The following is a 15,494-nucleotide window of genomic DNA, read 5'->3' as shown; positions in this document are numbered from 1 at the left end:
TGTCCTGCACACTGGCGCCGTGGACGGTGCAGACGACAAGCTTCCGGTGACCGCCGAGAACCGGACCCCGCGCTCGGCCGTGGTGGTGAACCCGGTGAAGGTGGCCGACCTCGACGAGTTCCGGCGGATCGTGGACGGCGCGCTCGACACGGCCGGCTGGCCGGCCCCGACCTGGTACGAGACCACGGTCGAGGACCCGGGCCGCGGCCAGGCGGAGGAGGCGGTGAAGGCCGGCGCCGAGGTGGTCTTCGCCTGCGGCGGCGACGGCACCGTGATGGCCTGCGTGACCGCGCTGGCCGGCACCGAGGTGGCGTTGGCCGTGCTGCCCCAGGGCACCGGCAACCTGCTCGCCGCCAACCTCGGCCTCTCCAACGACCTGGCCGCCGGGCTGGAGGTCGCCGTCGAGCGCGGAATGCGCCGGCTCGACGTCGGGGTGGTCGACGACAAGTGTTTCGCGGTGATGGCCGGGATGGGCTTCGACGCCCAGATGCTCGACTCCACCTCCGAGACCACCAAGAAGCGGATCGGCTGGCCGGCCTACCTGGTCGGCGCCGCCCGCCACCTGCGGGACCGGCCGATGCGGGTCTCGGTCCGCATCGACGGCCGGCCGCCGCTGCGCCGCCGCGCCCGCTCGGTCCTGGTGGCCAACGTCGGCCGCCTCCAGGGCGGGGTGCGCCTGCTCACCGACGCCGAGCCGGACGACGGCTGGCTCGACGTGGCGGTGCTGACCCCGCGCACGATCGGCCACTGGGTCGCCATGGGCTGGGCGCTGGTCCGCCGCACCGGCAGCGTGCCCCGGATGGAGGTGTTCCGGGCCCGCACCGTCGAGATCGCCAGCAACCGGGCCCAGCCCCGGCAGCTCGACGGCGACCTGATCGAGCCGGGCCGCTCGCTCACCGCCACCATCCGGCCCGAGTCGCTCTGGCTCTGCGTGCCACGCCCCGAGGACCACCCCGACCTGGCGGAGGACGCCGAGGCGGCGGCGGAGCGCGGTGAGCGCCTGATCAAGGAGGCGCGGCGTGAGTAGCACCAAGCTCGTCCCCGAGACGCGGTTGATGGCCGAGAACGAGCTGTCCGCCGACGACGCCTGGCGCACCCTGCGCCGGCACGGCGGCTGGTGCCTGCTGCGGGACGCGTTCATCCGGTTCCGCTACGGCGACGGCTTCAGCCACTCCCGGGCCCTGGCGTTGCAGCTCTGCCTCGCCGTCGTGCCGTTCCTGATCGCGCTCACCGGCCTGATCACCGACCTCGGCGCGGACGAGGGCGGCAAGGTCGTCGCCGACACGGTGCTGGCGATCACGCCGGGCCAGAGCGAGACGGTGGTGCAGGAGCTGCTCTCCGACGCCGACCGCACCGAGGACGCCGGCGAGCTGGCGCTGACCCTCGGTCTGATCACCGGGCTGGTGGCGCTGACCACCACGATGGCGCAGATCGAGCGCGGCGCCAACCGGATCTACGGCGTCGAGCGGGACCGCCCGGCGTTTCCGAAGTACGTCCGCGCGGCGATTCTCGCGGTGGTCGCCGGTGTGCCCGCGCTGACCGGGTTCCTGATCCTGGTCGGCGGCGGCGCGCTGGGCGACTCGGTGCGCCGGCACTACGAGTGGGGCGACGTCGCCACCGTCGTCTGGGACGTGGTCCGCTGGCCGTTGAGTCTCGGCCTGACCGTGCTCGCGGTGGCGGTGCTGTTCCGGCACACGCCCCGGCGCAAGCAACCCGGCCTGTCCTGGCTCTTCTTCGGCGCCGGCATCGCCATCGCGCTGTGGTGGCTGGCCAGCCTGCTGCTCGCCGCGTACGTCAAGTACAGCGGCGGGTTCGGCCAGACCTACGGCGCGTTGACCGGCATGATGGCGCTGCTGCTCTGGGCGAACCTCACCGGCATGGCGCTCTTCGGCGGGCTGGCCTTCGCCGCCCAGTTGGAGGCCATGCGGATCGGGGTGGAGGAGCCGGCCCAGCCGGATCTGTGGGAGCCGGAGGCGCAGCGCGAGGAGCTGTTCGACACCGGGGAGATGACCGCGCTCTGACGCCGCGCCGACGCGGCGTGTGAGAGCCACGCCGATCGGGTACAGCGCGCCTCGCAGAAGAAAAGGGAGGTGCGGTGTGACCGCGGTCAAGGAAGCCGGGCGCCGGCCGCTCGGCCACTTCGCCGAGCGGAGCCTGGTCGGGCTGCTCGCGGTGGCCGGCGCGGGCGTCGCCTTCGGCGTGCTGCTCATGCTCGTCCGGTTCCGCTGGAGCCCGCTCCAGGACGCCGACCACGCGGCGGCCGAGTGGTTCAACAACCTCGTGGCGCCGCACCAACCGCTGGTCACCGTGCTGAAGGCGATCACCGACCTGGGCGGTCGACCGGTGCTGATCTGGCTGATCACCATCGCCGTGGTGGGCCTGCTGATCCGCCGCCAGTCCCGGCTGGCGGTCTACCTGATCGTCACCGGCGTGGGCGGGCTGATCCTCGACCCGTCGCTCAAGGCGCTGGTGGGGCGGCTGCGCCCGGTGGTGGACGTGCCGATCGCCAGCGCCCCCGGCAACAGCTTCCCCAGCGGCCACGCGCTCGGTTCGTTCGTCGCGTACGGCGCGCTGCTGCTGGTGTTCCTGCCGGCCATGGCACCGCGCTGGCGCAAGCCGGCCATCGCCATCGCCGCCGTGCTGGTCTTCCTGGTCGGGCTGACCCGGATCGCGCTGGGCGTGCACTTCGTGTCGGACGTGCTCGGCGGCTGGCTGCTCGGCGCGGCCTGGCTGGGCGTCACCGCGTACGCGTTCCGGCTGTGGCGACGCGAGCGCGGCCGGCCGGTGCCGCCGCTGAGCGAGGGCCTGGAGCCGGAGGCGGGCGAGGAGATCAAGCCCGCCCCGGCCGAGGAGAAGGTGCTGGAGCACCCCCGCTCCGCGGTGGCCGAGCTGCTGGTCGGCTGGGTGATCGTCTTCGGCGCGCTGTACGCCTTCGGCATGTACGTCAGCTACCACGCCAAGGGCACGTTCTTCGACACGCTCGACACCGAGGTCCCGCGCTGGTTCGCCGCCCGGCACACCGACGCGCTCACGGACCTGAGCTGGTGGTGGAGCAAGTTCGGCGACACGCACGCCATCCTGCTGGTCTCGCTGGTGTTCTGCCCGATCGTGCTGGCCCTGTGGCGCCGCTGGCGGCCGGTGCTGTTCGTGGTGCTGGCCATGTTCGGCGAGCTGAGCCTGTTCCTGGCCAGCGCCCGGGTGGTGGAGCGGCCCCGCCCGCCGGTGGAGAACCTGGACGGCCAGATGCCCACCTCGTCGTTCCCGTCCGGGCACATCGCGGCGACCATCTGCCTCTGGGTCGCCATGGCGATCATCGTGTTCCCGCGTACCGACCGCTGGTGGCGGTGGCTGTTCGTGGCGATGGCCGTGATCATGCCGGCCGGCGTGGCGACCTCCCGGATGTACCGGGGCATGCACCACCCGACCGACTTCATGGGCGCGATCCTGCTCGGCACGCTCTGGCTGTCGCTGCTCTGGTGGGTGATCCGGCCCAACGCCGACGTCGCCCAGGGCAACCAGCCGGCGATCGAGTCCGAGCAGGTGGACGAGCTGGACGACGAGCTGGCCAAGGCCGGTCGGCCGGACTGACGACGATGCTGCGGGTGATGACCTGGAACATCCGCACCGGCGGTCGGGACCGTGACGGCACCGACCGCCGGGACCGGATCGTCTCGGTCGTCACCGCGCAGCGCCCGGATGTGCTGGCCCTCCAGGAGCTGCGCGGGCTGGACCGCACGCTGGGCGGGTTGGCGGAGCGGACGGGTCTGGTGCCGTACCTGGCCCGGTCCTGCTTCGGCCAGCCGGTGGCGGTGCTGGTCCGTCCGTCGCTGCGGGTGCTGCGGTCCGGGCGGGTGCGCCGGCCGTTCCACCACGCCGCCGCCCTGGTGCGGGTGGCCACCGGGGCGGGGCCGCTGACCGTGTTCAGCACCCACCTCAACCCCTGGTCGGGCGGGCGGCGGCGGATCGAGGCGGGCTGGCTGGCGGCGGCCGTGCGGCGCAGCGGGGGAGAGCTGGCAGTGCTCGCCGGGGACCTGAACACGCTGGAGCCGGCCGTCGACCACACCGCCCGGCTGGCCGGGCTCGCCGCCGCGTACCGGCGTCGGCACCTGCGCCGCGACGGCCGTACCGTGGACACCCGCGCGGTGGCCCGGCTGCTCGACGGCGGCCTGGTCGACCTCTGGCCGCGGGCCGGTGGCGACGGGCCGGGCGGGCTGACGGTGCCGACCGGCCACGGCGGCGCGGAGTTCGCCGGGATGCGGCTGGACTACCTGCTCGCCACGCCGGCCCTGGCCGACCGGGTCCGCGCGGTCCGCGTGATCCGCGACGCGGAGGCCGACACCGCCTCCGACCACTACCCCCTCCTGGCCGAACTGGACCTCACGCCCGCCGCGTTGGACCAGTCGCGGATCTTCGGCAGCAGCCGCCCGGCGCGTGCGCCCAGCAGCACGAGCCCGAGCAGCGGCAGCGCCAGCAGCAGGGGTCGCGGCCGGTTCTAGAGGATCAGGTTGAGCAGCACGGTCAGCACCACCGAGGCCACGATCGAGAAGAGGATCATCAGGAGACAGCCGAACCCGCCGCCGGCGGGCCGGATCTCGGTGTTTCCGATGCGCATGACGTCACCTCCTCGGAACGACGGCCGGGCGGTGCCGCGGCCTGCGGCACCGCCGGGCCGGTCACAGCTCGCGCAGCCGGGGCAGCAGCTCCTCCTGGGCCCAGTCGAGGAACATCGGCTGACGGTCGCCGCCGACCTGGACCAGCGCCACGTGGGTGAAGCCGGCGTCGACGAACTTCTTGAACGCCTCGACGTGCCGCTCGACGTCCGGGCCGCAGGAGATGCCCTCGGCCACGTCCTCCTCGCGGACGAACTGGGTGGCCGCGTCGAACGCGTCCGGGTTGGGCAGGTCCGCGTTGACCTTCCAGCCCATGCCGAACCAGCGGAACTGGTCGTGCACGATCTTGCGGCACTCGTCCTCGTCGGGGCCGTAGCAGATGGCCACCTGGCCGTAGCGGGGGCGACCCGCGCCGCCGGCCTCCTCGTACATGTCGACGAGGTGGGACAGCGGGTCGGTGGCGATCATGGCGTCCGCGTACTCGGCGGCGAGCGTGGCGGACTGCCGGCCGGACGCCGCCACCGCCATCGGCACCGGCCGTTCGGGCCGGTCCCAGACGTACGCGTCGGGCACGTCGAAGTGGTTGCCGGAGAACGTCAGCGTCTCGCCGTTGAGCAGCGGCCGGATGATCTGCAACGCCTCCTCGAACATCTCGTGCCGCTGCTGCACGTGCGGCCAGCCGCCGACCACGTGTTCGTTGAGGTTCTCCCCGGCGCCGAGGCCGAGCGTGAACCGCCCGTCCGACAGCACCCCGATGGTGCTGGCCTTCTGTGCCACCACCGCCGGGTGGTAGCGGCGGATCGGGCAGGTGACGAACGACAGCAGCTCCGGCCGGGTGGTGGCGTGGGCGACCGCGCCGAGCACCGACCAGGCGTACGGCGAGTGGCCCTGCGACTCCAGCCACGGGTAGTAGTGGTCGGACATGACCAGGTGGTCGAAGCCGGCGGCCTCGGCGCGCACGGCGTGGTCGACCAGTTCCTTCGGACCGGCCTGCTCGCACATCAGGGTGTAGCCGACGTTCACCATGGCGCCTCTCCTCCCGGGGTGGATCGTCCCGGGATACCCCGTCGGCAGCGTGTCAACCTTGACGAGTGGTTTGAGGCTGCCTACAGTCCGCTTAACCGGTTCAGACCGGAGAGGCGCACCATCCTGTGGTGGGGATGACCGCCCCTGTGGCGGCCCGTGGCGACGCGGGCCGCCACAGGACTTAACCGGTTGCCTTCAGAGGCCCATCGGCCTACGCTGATGCCGGCGTCCGGGACCGTCATCACCATCACCGCACCCCCACACGGGCACGGGGGAGATCTCCCTCCAGAGGACAGCCATGAAGAAAATGCTCTCCGCCGCGGGCGTCGCCCTGCTGACGGCGCTCACCGCCGTCTTCGCCTTCGGGCAGCCGGCGCAGGCCGCGACCGGGTTCTCCGTCTCGAACGGTCGGCTCTACGACGCCAACGGCACCGAGTTCGTCATGCGCGGCGTCAACCACGCGCACACCTGGTACCCGCAGCAGACCAGCTCGTTCGCCAACATCAAGGCCCTCGGCGCCAACACGGTCCGGGTGGTGCTGGCCAGCGGTGACCGCTGGACCAAGAACAGCGCCGCCGACGTGGCCAACGTGATCTCACTGTGCAAGGCCAACCGGCTCATCTGCGTGCTGGAGGTGCACGACACCACCGGTTACGGCGAGGACGGCGCCGCCACCACGCTGGCCAAGGCGACCGACTACTGGCTGAGCATCGCCGACGTGCTCAAGGGCCAGGAGAAGTACGTCATCGTCAACATCGGCAACGAGCCGTTCGGCAACCAGGGCTACAGCGCCTGGACCACCGACACCTCGAACGCGATCAAGCGGCTGCGCGCCGGCGGCCTCACCCACACCATCATGGTGGACGCGCCGAACTGGGGCCAGGACTGGTCGTTCACCATGCGCGACAACGCCGGCACCGTCTTCAACGCCGACCCGCAGCGCAACACCGTCTTCTCCATCCACATGTACGGCGTGTTCGACACCGCCGCCGAGATCAGCGACTACCTGGGCCGCTTCCGCACCGCCGGGCTGCCCATCGTGGTCGGCGAGTTCGGCTTCAACCACTCCGACGGCAACCCCGACGAGGACGCCATCATGTCCTACGCCCAGACCAACCGGATCGGCTACCTCGGCTGGTCCTGGAGCGGCAACGGCGGCGGCGTGGAATACCTGGACATGACCACCGGCTTCAACCCGGCCCAGCTCACCAGTTGGGGCCAGCGCATCTTCAACGGCGCCAACGGCATCGCCGCCACCTCCCGCGAGGCTTCGGTCTACTCGGGCAGCTCGCCGAGCCCGACCACCAGCCCCAGCCCGACCACCAGCCCCAGCCCGACCACCAGCCCCAGCCCGACCACCAGCCCGACCCCGACCCCGCCGCCGACCACCACGCCCCCGCCGACCGGTGGCTGCACCGCCACTCTCACCGTCGTCAACTCGTGGCAGGGCGGCTTCCAGGGCGACGTCAAGGTGACCGCCGGTTCCGCCGCGATCACCGGCTGGACGGCGAAGTGGACGTTCGCCAACGGCCAGACCGTCAGCCAGGCGTGGAACGCCACGGTCAGCGGCAGCGGGTCGGCGTGGACCGCCCGCAACGTCGACTACAACGGCCGGCTCGGCGCCGGCGCCAGCACCACGTTCGGCTTCATCGGCAACGGCAGCGCCGCCACCCCGGCGGTGACCTGCTCCGCGAGCTGACCGACCGCGCATCGGGTGGCCGGGTCCGCACGGACCCGGCCACCCTTCTTCGCGTACGCCCGCAGCTCTTGCCCCTCGGTCGTCGCGGCCGCACGCCCACGCACCTCCTGCGAGGCCGGGGCGACGCGCACTCACGTCCAGCTCCGTGATCACGGGGCGAGGTGTGAGTGGACTGGTCAGCCTGCCGTACGATCTGGCGCGCGTCGGGCCGACCGGGCGGCGCGCGATCGTCGGGAGGGACGCGATGAGCACGCCGGGGACCAGGGGACGACCGTCGGGGCTGGTGATCGGCTCGCTGGTGGCGATCTCGTTCGGGACCGTCTTCGTCATGGTGAACAGCGGCGGCCTGCCCGCGCCCTGGCCGCTCGTGCTGCGGATCGCCGGCCTGCTGGTGGCCGCGCTGCTCCTGGTCGGTCTGTTCCGGGTCGCGCAGGCCCCGCCCGGCGCGCAGGGACCGGAGGCGGCGGGGTTCATGGACCGCCGCTACTGGATCGTGGTGGCGTTGGAGGCGGTCGCGCTCTTCGGCGGCCTCGCCGTGATCAACAACGTGTTCGACCGGCCTGCCGTGTCGGTCGCCTGGGTCGCGGTGGTGGTGGGCGTGCACTTCTTCGGCCTGGCGGCGGTGTGGCGGATGCCGCGCTACCACTGGCTCGGCGCGGTGATGACCGCACTCGGTGTGGCCGGCTTCGTCACCCACGCGCTCGGCGGTGACGCGGCGGCGGTGGCCCTGATCTCCGGCGTGGGCTGCGGCGCCGCCCTCTTCGCCACCGTCGCCCTCGCCCTGCGCGACACCACCTCGCGCACGAGTTGACCAAGGAGTTCGCGTCGCGAACCGGGCGGATGCCGACGCAAACTCCTTGATCAACGAGAGTGGAGCAGGCGGGCGGCGCGGGTCAGCAGGTACTCCTGTTCGGGGCGGCTGGTGGTTCTCGCGGCGGCGGCGCGGTAGTGGGTTGCGGCGGCGTCGTGGTTGCCGGCCATCTCGTGCAGGTGGGCGCGGGCCGCGTCGAGCCGGTGTGAGTCGGCCAACCGGGGGTCGGTGGCCACGGCTGCGAGCTTGTCCAGGCCGGCGGTCGGGCCGTGCACCATGGCGGTCGCCACCGCGCGGTTCAACGCCACCACCGGGCTGCCGGTGAGCCGCTCCAACACCCCGTACAGCGCGAGGATCTGCGGCCAGTCGGTGGCCGCCGCGCTCTGCGCCTCGTCGTGCAGCGCGGCGACGGCGGCCTGGAGCTGGTACGGCCCCACCGGCCCCCGGGTCATCGCGTCGGTGACCAGCGCGGTGCCCTCGGCGATGGCGGCGGCGTCCCAGCGGGACCGGTCCTGCTCGGCCAGCGGGATCAGCTCCCCGGACGGGCCGCTCCGGGTGGCGGCGCGGGCGTCGGTGAGCAGCATCAGGGCGAGCAGCCCGGCCACCTCGCTGTCGCCGGGCAGCAGCCGGTGCATCTCCCGGGCCAGCCGGATCGCCTCCTCGCAGAGGTCGACCCGTCGCAGGTCGTCGCCGAGGCTCGCGGTGTGCCCCTCGGTGAAGATCAGGTAGAGGACGTGCAGCACGGCGGCGAGGCGGGCCTGCCGCTCGGCCGGTTCGGGCAGCCGGAACGGCAGCCCGGAGTCGCGGATGCGCTGCTTGGCCCGGCTGATCCGCTGCGCCATGGTGGCCTCGGGCACCAGGAACGCGCGGGCGATCTCGGCGGTGCTCAGCCCACCGACCGCCCGTAGCGTCAGCGCGATCGCCGACGGGGTGGTCAGCGACGGGTGGCAGCAGAGGAAGAGCAGTACCAGCGTGTCGTCCCGGTCGCCGGTCACCGGTTCGTCGGCGGCCGGTGCGGTCCGCCTGTCGTCGCCGGCGCGCCGGGCCGCGCGGTCCTCCCGGTCCCGTCGGGCCGTCTCGGCCCGCACCAGCTCGATCATCCGCCGGTACGCGACCTGCGTGAGCCAGCCACGCGGATGGTCCGGCAGCCCGTCGACCGGCCACTGCCGGCTGGCCGCGAGCAGCGCCTCCTGCACCGCGTCCTCGGCGGTGGCGAAGTCACCGAAGCGGCGGGCGAGCACGCCGAGGACCCGCGGCGCCAGTTCGCGCAGCAGGTCCTCGACGGTGTGGTCGGCCAGGGTCACATCTCCTGCGGCGGGCCGGACATCACCGGGTGCACCTCGATCGGCATGCGCAGCGGCCGGCCGCCGGGGCCGGGCGCGGTGGAGATGAACGCGGCGATCTCGACCGCCCGCTGCGGCGTCTCGCAGTCGACGATCCAGAAGCCGGCCAGGAACTCCTTGGTCTCCGCGAACGGCCCCTCGGTGACCACCGGCGCGCCGTCGGCGCCGGCCCGCACGATCCGGGCCTGCTGCGGGCCGCCCAGCCCCTCGCCCTGCACGAACTCGCCGTCGGCCATGAGCTTCGCGTTGACCTCGCCCATGAAGTCGAGGTGCGCCCGGAACTCCTCCGGCGTCCAGGTGTCCACCGGCGGGATGTCGGTCCCGGCGGCGCTGAACTGCATCAGCAACATGTACTTCACGATTCGCTCCTCACGCCGAGCACCGATTGTCGGTGCTTCCACCCTGCGGTAGAAGCCACCACCCCGGTTCTCGACATCCGCCGGCGAAGTTTCTCAGGAGCTTTCGGTGACCTCCAGCAGCAGCGACTGCTCCGGGTGCAGCGCGGGCAGTTGCAGGCCGACCGCGCCGAGCACCGACCCGGGCAGTGTCACCCCGGAGCCGGACGCCAGCCAGCCCGGCGGGGTCAGCTCCAACAGCGCCGGCTCCGGCACCCCGGCCGGCGGGCGCACCAGATAGCGCCGCGTCGGGTCCAGCCCCGGCAGCCGCACCGCGCCCGGCACCTGGGCGACGGAGGTGGCGACGCGGCTGACCGCGTACACCGCCCGGGAGCGGTCGTGGGCGACCACGCCGTGGGCCTGCACGGCCGGGTCCGGGTGGTCGACCCGGACCACCCGCCCGCCGTGCAGCAGCGGGCGCAGCCGCTTGTGCAGTGCCACCCAGGCGGCCAGTTCGGCCCGGGTGGACGCGTCGATCGCGGCGATGTCCCACTCGATGCCGTGGTGGCCGAAGAGTGCGGTGACCGCCCGGAAGCCCAGGTCGTGCACACGGTGCGTGGTGTGCGAGCGGTCCGGCCCGATGTGCGTGCCGATCAGCTCCGGCGGCAGTAGCAGCCCGGTCCAGCGTTGGATGGGGAGTCGTTCCAGCGCGTCGTTGCAGTCGCTGGCCCAGACCCGGTCGGTGTGGCGCAGGATCTCCAGGTCGACCCGGGCGCCGCCGGACGAGCAGCTCTCGATCTCCAGGCCGGGGTGCCGGGCGCGCAGCTCGTCCAGCAGGCGGTAGACGGCCACGGTCTGCCCGTGCACGCCGGGCCGGCCGCCGTGCCCGGCCTCGGTGAGGTCACGGTTGTGGTCCCACTTGAGGTACGCGATGCCGTCGTGCTCCCGCAGCACTGTGTCGAGCCGGTCGCGCAGGTACGCGTACGCGTCCGGGTGGGCCAGGTCGAGCACCTGCTGGTGCCGCCATGCCGGGGGCAGCCGGCCCGGTGTCTGGAGCACCCAGTCGGGGTGGGCGCGGAACAGGTCGGAGTCGGGGTTGACCATCTCCGGTTCGACCCAGAGCCCGAACTGCATGCCGTGCCCGCGTACGTGGTCGATGAGGGGTTGCAGCCCGTCCGGCCAGACCTGCTCGTCGACCCACCAGTCGCCGAGCCCGGCCAGGTCGTGCCGCCGGCCGCGGAACCAGCCGTCGTCGAGCACGAAGCGTTCCACGCCCACCTCGGCGGCCCGGTCGGCGAGCGCCCGCAGCCGGTCCAGGTCGTGGTCGAAGTAGACCGCCTCCCACACGTTCAGCGTCACCGGGCGCGGCGTGCGCGGATGACCCGGCCGGGCCCGCAGGTGGGTGTGCAGCACGTGGCTGAGCCCGTCCAGCCCGTCCGCCGACCGGACCGCGTACAGCAGCGGCGTGGCGTACTCCTCGCCGGGGCCGAGCACGATCTCGCCGGGCGCGAGCAGTTCACCGCCGCCGAGTGTGGCCTCGCCGGTGGGTCGGCGCTCGGCCACCGTGACGTGGTCGCCGCTCCACGCGGTGTGCACCGCCCACACCTCGCCGTGCCCGAAGCCGAATCCGGGGACGCCGGCGACCAGCAGCAACGTGGCGTCGTGCCCGGTGCGGCCGTGCCGCCCCTCGCGGACCCAGGCGCCCATCGGCCACGGGTGCCGCTGCGGCTCGCGTTCCCGGCACCAGCGCCCGGTCAGGTCGAGCAGCTCGGTGGCGACCGCCGGCACCGGCAGCACGGGGGTCAGCTCGCGCAGCTCGTAGCGGCCGTCGCCGTCGTTGCGCAGCCGGTGCCGCAGCGTCAGCAACCCCGCCGGGTCCAGCGTGATCTCGATCGACAGGCTCAATCCCGCGCCCGGGTCCGCTGCCCGCACCACCACCCGCCCGCGGGAAAGCACGGGCCCCCGGTTAACGCCTGGCGCAGGTGAGGGGGCCCCTCCTAACCGTTCCTGCCCGGCGGCGGGGGGCGCCGGTGGGGCGGGCTCGTCGTGCACGTCGAGCCCGGTCAGGCGGAACGCCGTCGACCAGTCCCGGCCGTCGCGGTGACCGGCCAGGCCGGGTCGGCCACCCCAGCCGGCGCTCGCCTCGGGGAGCAACGACAGCACGGTCGGCGCGTCGAAGCTGCTCGGCACCACCGGCGGCACGGTAACGTCGACGAGGGCGGGCAACTCCTCGGTGGACAGCGGCCCGAGGTCGGCGCCCCAGTGCACGACCCGGGGCAGCCCCGGGCCGCGCGCGTCGAGCACCAGGCTGGTGTCCGCGCGGCGCAGGTGGACGATCGTCATCCCTTGGAGGCTCCCAGCGTCAGGCCCCGGACGAACTGCTTCTGGAGCAGGAAGAAGATCACCAGGGTGGGGATCGCGACCAGCACCGAGCCGGCCGAGACGAGGTTGTTGTCGGTGAAGAACTGGCCGCGCAGGTTGTTCAGTGAGCTGGTCACCGGGAACTTGTCGCCGGTACGCATCAGCACCGTCGCCCAGAAGAACTCGTTGTAGATCCAGGTCACCTCCAGCGTGGCCAACGCGGCCAGGGCCGGTCGGCACAGCGGCAGGGTCACCTGCCAGTACTGCCGCCACACGCTTGCTCCGTCGACCATCGCGGCCTCGTACAGCTCGTGCGGCAGCGCCTTCATGTAGTTGCTCAGCACGAAGACGCAGAAGCCGCACTGGAACGCGACGTTGACCAGGATCAGCCCCCAGTAGCTGTCGTAGAGCAGCTCCGAGTCGCTCATCCAGGCCGGCAGCGGGATCTGGGTGAACATCCGGAACAGCGGGATCAGCAGGGACTGCTGCGGCAGCAGGTTCGCGGCGGTGAACAGGCCCAGCAACGCGATGTTGAGCTTCCAACTGAACCGGGCGATCACGAACGCCACACAGGAGGCGAGGAAGAGCGTGAGCAGCACCGCCGGCACGGTGATGTAGAGCGAGTTGAGGAAGTGCTTGCCGAACTCGGCGGTCCGCCACGCGGTGACGTAGTTGTCGATCGTCCAGCCGCCGAACGAGACGTAGCCGTGCACGGCGGTGTACTGGTACGAGCGGAACGAGGTGAGCACCGCCCAGAACAGCGGGAACAGCCAGCCGACGGCGATCGTACCCAGGAAGAGGTGCAGCACCACCCGGGCCGGCCGCAGCGGCCGGCGGCGGCCCGGGGAGACGGCGGTGGTCATCGCTTGTCCTCCCGCATGACGGTCCAGAGGTAGACGGTGATGAAGATCAGGGAGACGGCCAGCATGATGGTGGCCAGCGCGGAGCCGAAGCCGATCCGGCTCGCCTCGCCGACCACGTTCTGGGTGACCAGCGCCGAGATCAACTCCAGCCCGTTGCGGCCCTTGTTGATGACCCAGACCAGGTCGAACGCGCGCAGCGACTCGATCACGGTGACCACCAGCACGATGATGTTGATCGGGCGCATCACCGGGAAGACGACCCGGAAGAACGTGCTGGTCTCCGAGGAACCGTCCACGGCGGCGGCCTCCCGTAACGACGGGTCGACGCCCTTGAGGCCGGCCAGGTAGAGCAGCATGATGTAGCCGACGTGCCGCCAGCCGGCGGCGACCAGCACCGCCCAGATGTTCACGTTCGGGTCGCCGTACCAGTCGGTGTCGCCGCCGAACACGCCGTTGAGCAGGCCCTGGTCCCGGCTGTAGATGAGCTGCCAGATGAAGCCGACGAGCGCCAGCGAGAGCACCACCGGCAGGTAGAGCGCGGTCTGGTAGAACCGGCTGCCCCGCAGTTCCTTGTCGAGCAGCACGGCGAGGAACATCCCGATCGGGGTGGCCACCACGAAGAGCGCGGCCAGCCAGAGCAGGTTGTTCTGCACCGCGGGGACGAACGGCGGGTAGTTGTTCACCACGTCGTCGTAGTTCTTCAGCCCGACCCAGTCGATCTCGCCGAGCGGGCCGATGCCGTCCCAGTCGGTGCCGGAGAGCAGCACGGTCGCCGCCGCCGGCAGCCAGACCAGGGCGAGGACGAGCAGCAGGGGCACCAGCACCATCAGCGTGATCACCACGCGGTCGGTGCCGGACAGGAGCCGTAGCCGGCGGCCGCGACCACCGGTGGTGGTGGTCGCGGCCGGCGGCGGCACGGCGCGATCCGCTTGGATCAGGGGCAGGTCGGACATGGTGTCCTTCCCCCTTCCGCCGTCAGCTTGTGAAGATCGACTTCTTCTGGTTCTCGACGCTGGTGAGCATCCCGCTGATGTCCTTCGGGTTCTTGATGAACTGCTGGAGGGCCGGGATCATCACGGTGGAGGCGAAGTCCGGCCGGGTGTCCCGGTCCAGGAACTGCGCGATCTCGGTGGCGGAGCCGACCAGTTCGGCGGCTTTCTTCTGGAGCGCGGTGTAGCCGGCGGTGTCCGCGCCGCTGTTCGCGACCAGCGTGCTCGGGTCGTTCTTGACCGTGATGTTCGCGGCGTCCTTCGAGCCCAGGTACGTCAGCAGCTTGGTGGCGGCGTCCTTGGACTTCGGCTTGCGGGCCATCATGTACCCGTCGATCGGCGCGTCCAGGGCCTTCGCGCCGATCGTGGAGTCGACCTCCGGGAACGTGAAGAAGTCGAGGTCCTCCAGGTCGGCGCCGCTGAACTGCTGGCCGACGAAGAGGCCGAGCAGGTACATGCCGCTCTTCTTCTGCTGCAACGACTGGGCGGCCTCCTGCCAGGTGCGGCCCAGCGCGTCCGGCTGGTGCAGGGGGAGCAGCCCGGCCCAGGTGTCGAAGACCTTCTTCACCTTGTCGGACGTCCACGCCTCCTTGCCGGCCATCAGGTCGACGTGGAACTGGTAGCCGTTGATCCGCAGGTTGAGGATGTCGAACGTGCCCATCGCCGGCCAGCCGTCCTTGTCGGCGAAGGCGATCGGGGTCAGGCCGTCCTTCTTCATCTGCGCGCCGAGCGCGGTGAGCTGGTCCAGCGTGGTGGGCACCTGGTAGCCGCGCTGCTGCCAGACCGACTTGCGGTAGAAGACCGCCCACGGGTAGTACGACGCCGGCACGAAGTACTGCTTGCCGTCGTCGCCGGTGGACGCCTTCTTGAACGCGTCGGAGTAGCCGTCGAGCTTGCCCCACACGTCGCTGAGGTCACCGGCCAGGCCCTTGGCCGCGAAGAACCGCATCCGGTAGCCGGCGAACCAGGTGAACACGTCGTCCGGTTTGCCCTGGAGATAGTTGTTGATGTTCTCCTGGAACGTGTTGTGGTCGACCGTGTTGACGTTGACGGTCACCCCGGACGATGTCTTGAAGCCGTCCGCCACCTTGGCGACGACGTCCTTGGGTTTCGGGTCCGACTGGTTCGAGCCGAGCGTGACGCTCTTCGCGTCGCCGCCGGAGTCGGAGTCGGAGTCGCCGCAGCCGGCGAGCGCGCCGGTGCCGAGCAACGCGCCCGCGCCGGCCGCGCCGGCCAGCAGCGAGCGCCGGCGCAGGCCGGCGACGGACGGGGGGACGAGCCGGGCGAGGTACTCGGCCTGTGAGCGGGGACGGGACATGGTGCCTCCTGCGGGGACGAGGTGGCTACGAGATCCACCGAGAATCCACACGTCCGAACAGAAATAGCCGGTGGCGGTTGAAGCTACCCGTTGGTTCAGCGCTGTCAAGAGGGCGAAAGGGCAGCGACAACCGTGCTGT

General features: G+C 71.8%; 13 protein-coding genes. 6 read left to right on the top strand and 7 right to left on the bottom strand.

Annotated features, from left to right (window positions below; all coding sequences use genetic code 11):
- The first annotated feature begins 19 nt into the window (after window positions 1-19).
- The 4 genes from TPA0908_RS05105 to TPA0908_RS05090 all read left to right on the top strand — a co-directional run bounded on the left by TPA0908_RS05105 (window position 20) and on the right by TPA0908_RS05090 (window position 4,496).
- Window positions 20-1,027, top strand: a complete 1,008-nt coding sequence (locus TPA0908_RS05105; protein WP_281935132.1) for a diacylglycerol/lipid kinase family protein — start codon at window positions 20-22, stop codon at window positions 1,025-1,027.
- Window positions 1,020-2,021, top strand: a complete 1,002-nt coding sequence (locus tag TPA0908_RS05100; RefSeq protein ID WP_281935130.1) for a YihY/virulence factor BrkB family protein — start codon at window positions 1,020-1,022, stop codon at window positions 2,019-2,021. Before TPA0908_RS05105 ends, TPA0908_RS05100 begins: the two co-directional genes overlap by 8 nt.
- 76 nt (window positions 2,022-2,097) lie before the next feature.
- Entirely contained in the window at window positions 2,098-3,588 is a 1,491-nt protein-coding gene (locus TPA0908_RS05095) for a phosphatase PAP2 family protein (RefSeq protein WP_281935127.1), read from the top strand.
- A 5-nt stretch (window positions 3,589-3,593) separates the two neighbouring features.
- A complete protein-coding gene (locus tag TPA0908_RS05090) occupies window positions 3,594-4,496 on the top strand; it encodes an endonuclease/exonuclease/phosphatase family protein (protein ID WP_281935125.1) in 903 nt (300 codons plus the stop codon).
- 177 nt (window positions 4,497-4,673) lie between these two features.
- Here TPA0908_RS05090 and TPA0908_RS05085 read toward each other — a convergent pair whose 3' ends face one another.
- Window positions 4,674-5,636 carry a TIGR03557 family F420-dependent LLM class oxidoreductase gene (locus tag TPA0908_RS05085; protein ID WP_281935123.1) on the bottom strand — a complete coding sequence of 321 codons (963 nt, stop codon included), beginning with the start codon at window positions 5,634-5,636 and terminating at the stop codon, window positions 4,674-4,676.
- 298 nt (window positions 5,637-5,934) lie between these two features.
- On the opposite strand from TPA0908_RS05085, the gene TPA0908_RS05080 reads away from it, so the two are divergent.
- Both TPA0908_RS05080 and TPA0908_RS05075 read left to right on the top strand, forming a co-directional pair.
- The gene (locus tag TPA0908_RS05080; RefSeq protein WP_281935121.1) at window positions 5,935-7,335 is read left to right on the top strand and encodes a cellulase family glycosylhydrolase; all 1,401 of its coding nucleotides are present in this window, start codon (window positions 5,935-5,937) and stop codon (window positions 7,333-7,335) included.
- A gap of 244 nt (window positions 7,336-7,579) precedes the next feature.
- Window positions 7,580-8,146 (top strand): hypothetical protein, encoded by a 567-nt coding sequence (locus tag TPA0908_RS05075; protein WP_281935120.1) that lies wholly within the window; start codon window positions 7,580-7,582, stop codon window positions 8,144-8,146.
- A 50-nt stretch (window positions 8,147-8,196) separates the two neighbouring features.
- Here the strand turns inward: TPA0908_RS05075 and TPA0908_RS05070 are convergent, their stop codons facing one another.
- From TPA0908_RS05070 to TPA0908_RS05045, 6 genes are all read right to left on the bottom strand, one after another.
- Window positions 8,197-9,444, bottom strand: coding sequence for an RNA polymerase sigma factor (locus tag TPA0908_RS05070; protein WP_374709183.1), 1,248 nt, complete (start codon window positions 9,442-9,444; stop codon window positions 8,197-8,199).
- A gap of 2 nt (window positions 9,445-9,446) precedes the next feature.
- Entirely contained in the window at window positions 9,447-9,839 is a 393-nt protein-coding gene (locus TPA0908_RS05065) for a YciI family protein (RefSeq protein ID WP_281936247.1), read from the bottom strand.
- Window positions 9,840-9,941: 102 nt separating this feature from the next.
- Window positions 9,942-12,167: an alpha-galactosidase gene (locus TPA0908_RS05060; protein ID WP_281935117.1), complete on the bottom strand. Its 2,226-nt coding sequence runs from the start codon at window positions 12,165-12,167 to the stop codon at window positions 9,942-9,944.
- Window positions 12,164-13,048, bottom strand: coding sequence for a carbohydrate ABC transporter permease (locus TPA0908_RS05055; RefSeq protein WP_281935115.1), 885 nt, complete (start codon window positions 13,046-13,048; stop codon window positions 12,164-12,166). Before TPA0908_RS05055 ends, TPA0908_RS05060 begins: the two co-directional genes overlap by 4 nt.
- Entirely contained in the window at window positions 13,045-14,001 is a 957-nt protein-coding gene (locus TPA0908_RS05050; RefSeq protein ID WP_281935113.1) for a carbohydrate ABC transporter permease, read from the bottom strand. Before TPA0908_RS05050 ends, TPA0908_RS05055 begins: the two co-directional genes overlap by 4 nt.
- 22 nt (window positions 14,002-14,023) lie before the next feature.
- Window positions 14,024-15,355, bottom strand: a complete 1,332-nt coding sequence (locus TPA0908_RS05045; RefSeq protein WP_281935111.1) for an ABC transporter substrate-binding protein — start codon at window positions 15,353-15,355, stop codon at window positions 14,024-14,026.
- Between the last annotated feature and the right edge of the window lie 139 nt (window positions 15,356-15,494).

This window comes from Micromonospora sp. AKA38 (assembly GCF_027925725.1).
In the GTDB taxonomy this organism is placed as follows: domain Bacteria; phylum Actinomycetota; class Actinomycetes; order Mycobacteriales; family Micromonosporaceae; genus Micromonospora.
This window is presented reverse-complemented; position numbering and strand designations above follow the sequence as displayed.

Excerpts from the sequence above, each read along its gene's own strand:
- TPA0908_RS05080 (WP_281935121.1), top strand. The coding sequence starts at position 5,935 with ATGAAGAAAATGCTCTCCGCCGCGGGCGTCGCCCTGCTGACGGCGCTC.
- TPA0908_RS05050 (WP_281935113.1), bottom strand. The coding sequence starts at position 14,001 with ATGTCCGACCTGCCCCTGATCCAAGCGGATCGCGCCGTGCCGCCGCCG.
- TPA0908_RS05085 (WP_281935123.1), bottom strand. The coding sequence starts at position 5,636 with ATGGTGAACGTCGGCTACACCCTGATGTGCGAGCAGGCCGGTCCGAAG.
- TPA0908_RS05065 (WP_281936247.1), bottom strand. The coding sequence starts at position 9,839 with ATGTTGCTGATGCAGTTCAGCGCCGCCGGGACCGACATCCCGCCGGTG.
- TPA0908_RS05055 (WP_281935115.1), bottom strand. The coding sequence starts at position 13,048 with ATGACCACCGCCGTCTCCCCGGGCCGCCGCCGGCCGCTGCGGCCGGCC.
- TPA0908_RS05090 (WP_281935125.1), top strand. The coding sequence starts at position 3,594 with ATGCTGCGGGTGATGACCTGGAACATCCGCACCGGCGGTCGGGACCGT.
- TPA0908_RS05060 (WP_281935117.1), bottom strand. The coding sequence starts at position 12,167 with ATGACGATCGTCCACCTGCGCCGCGCGGACACCAGCCTGGTGCTCGAC.
- TPA0908_RS05045 (WP_281935111.1), bottom strand. The coding sequence starts at position 15,355 with ATGTCCCGTCCCCGCTCACAGGCCGAGTACCTCGCCCGGCTCGTCCCC.
- TPA0908_RS05075 (WP_281935120.1), top strand. The coding sequence starts at position 7,580 with ATGAGCACGCCGGGGACCAGGGGACGACCGTCGGGGCTGGTGATCGGC.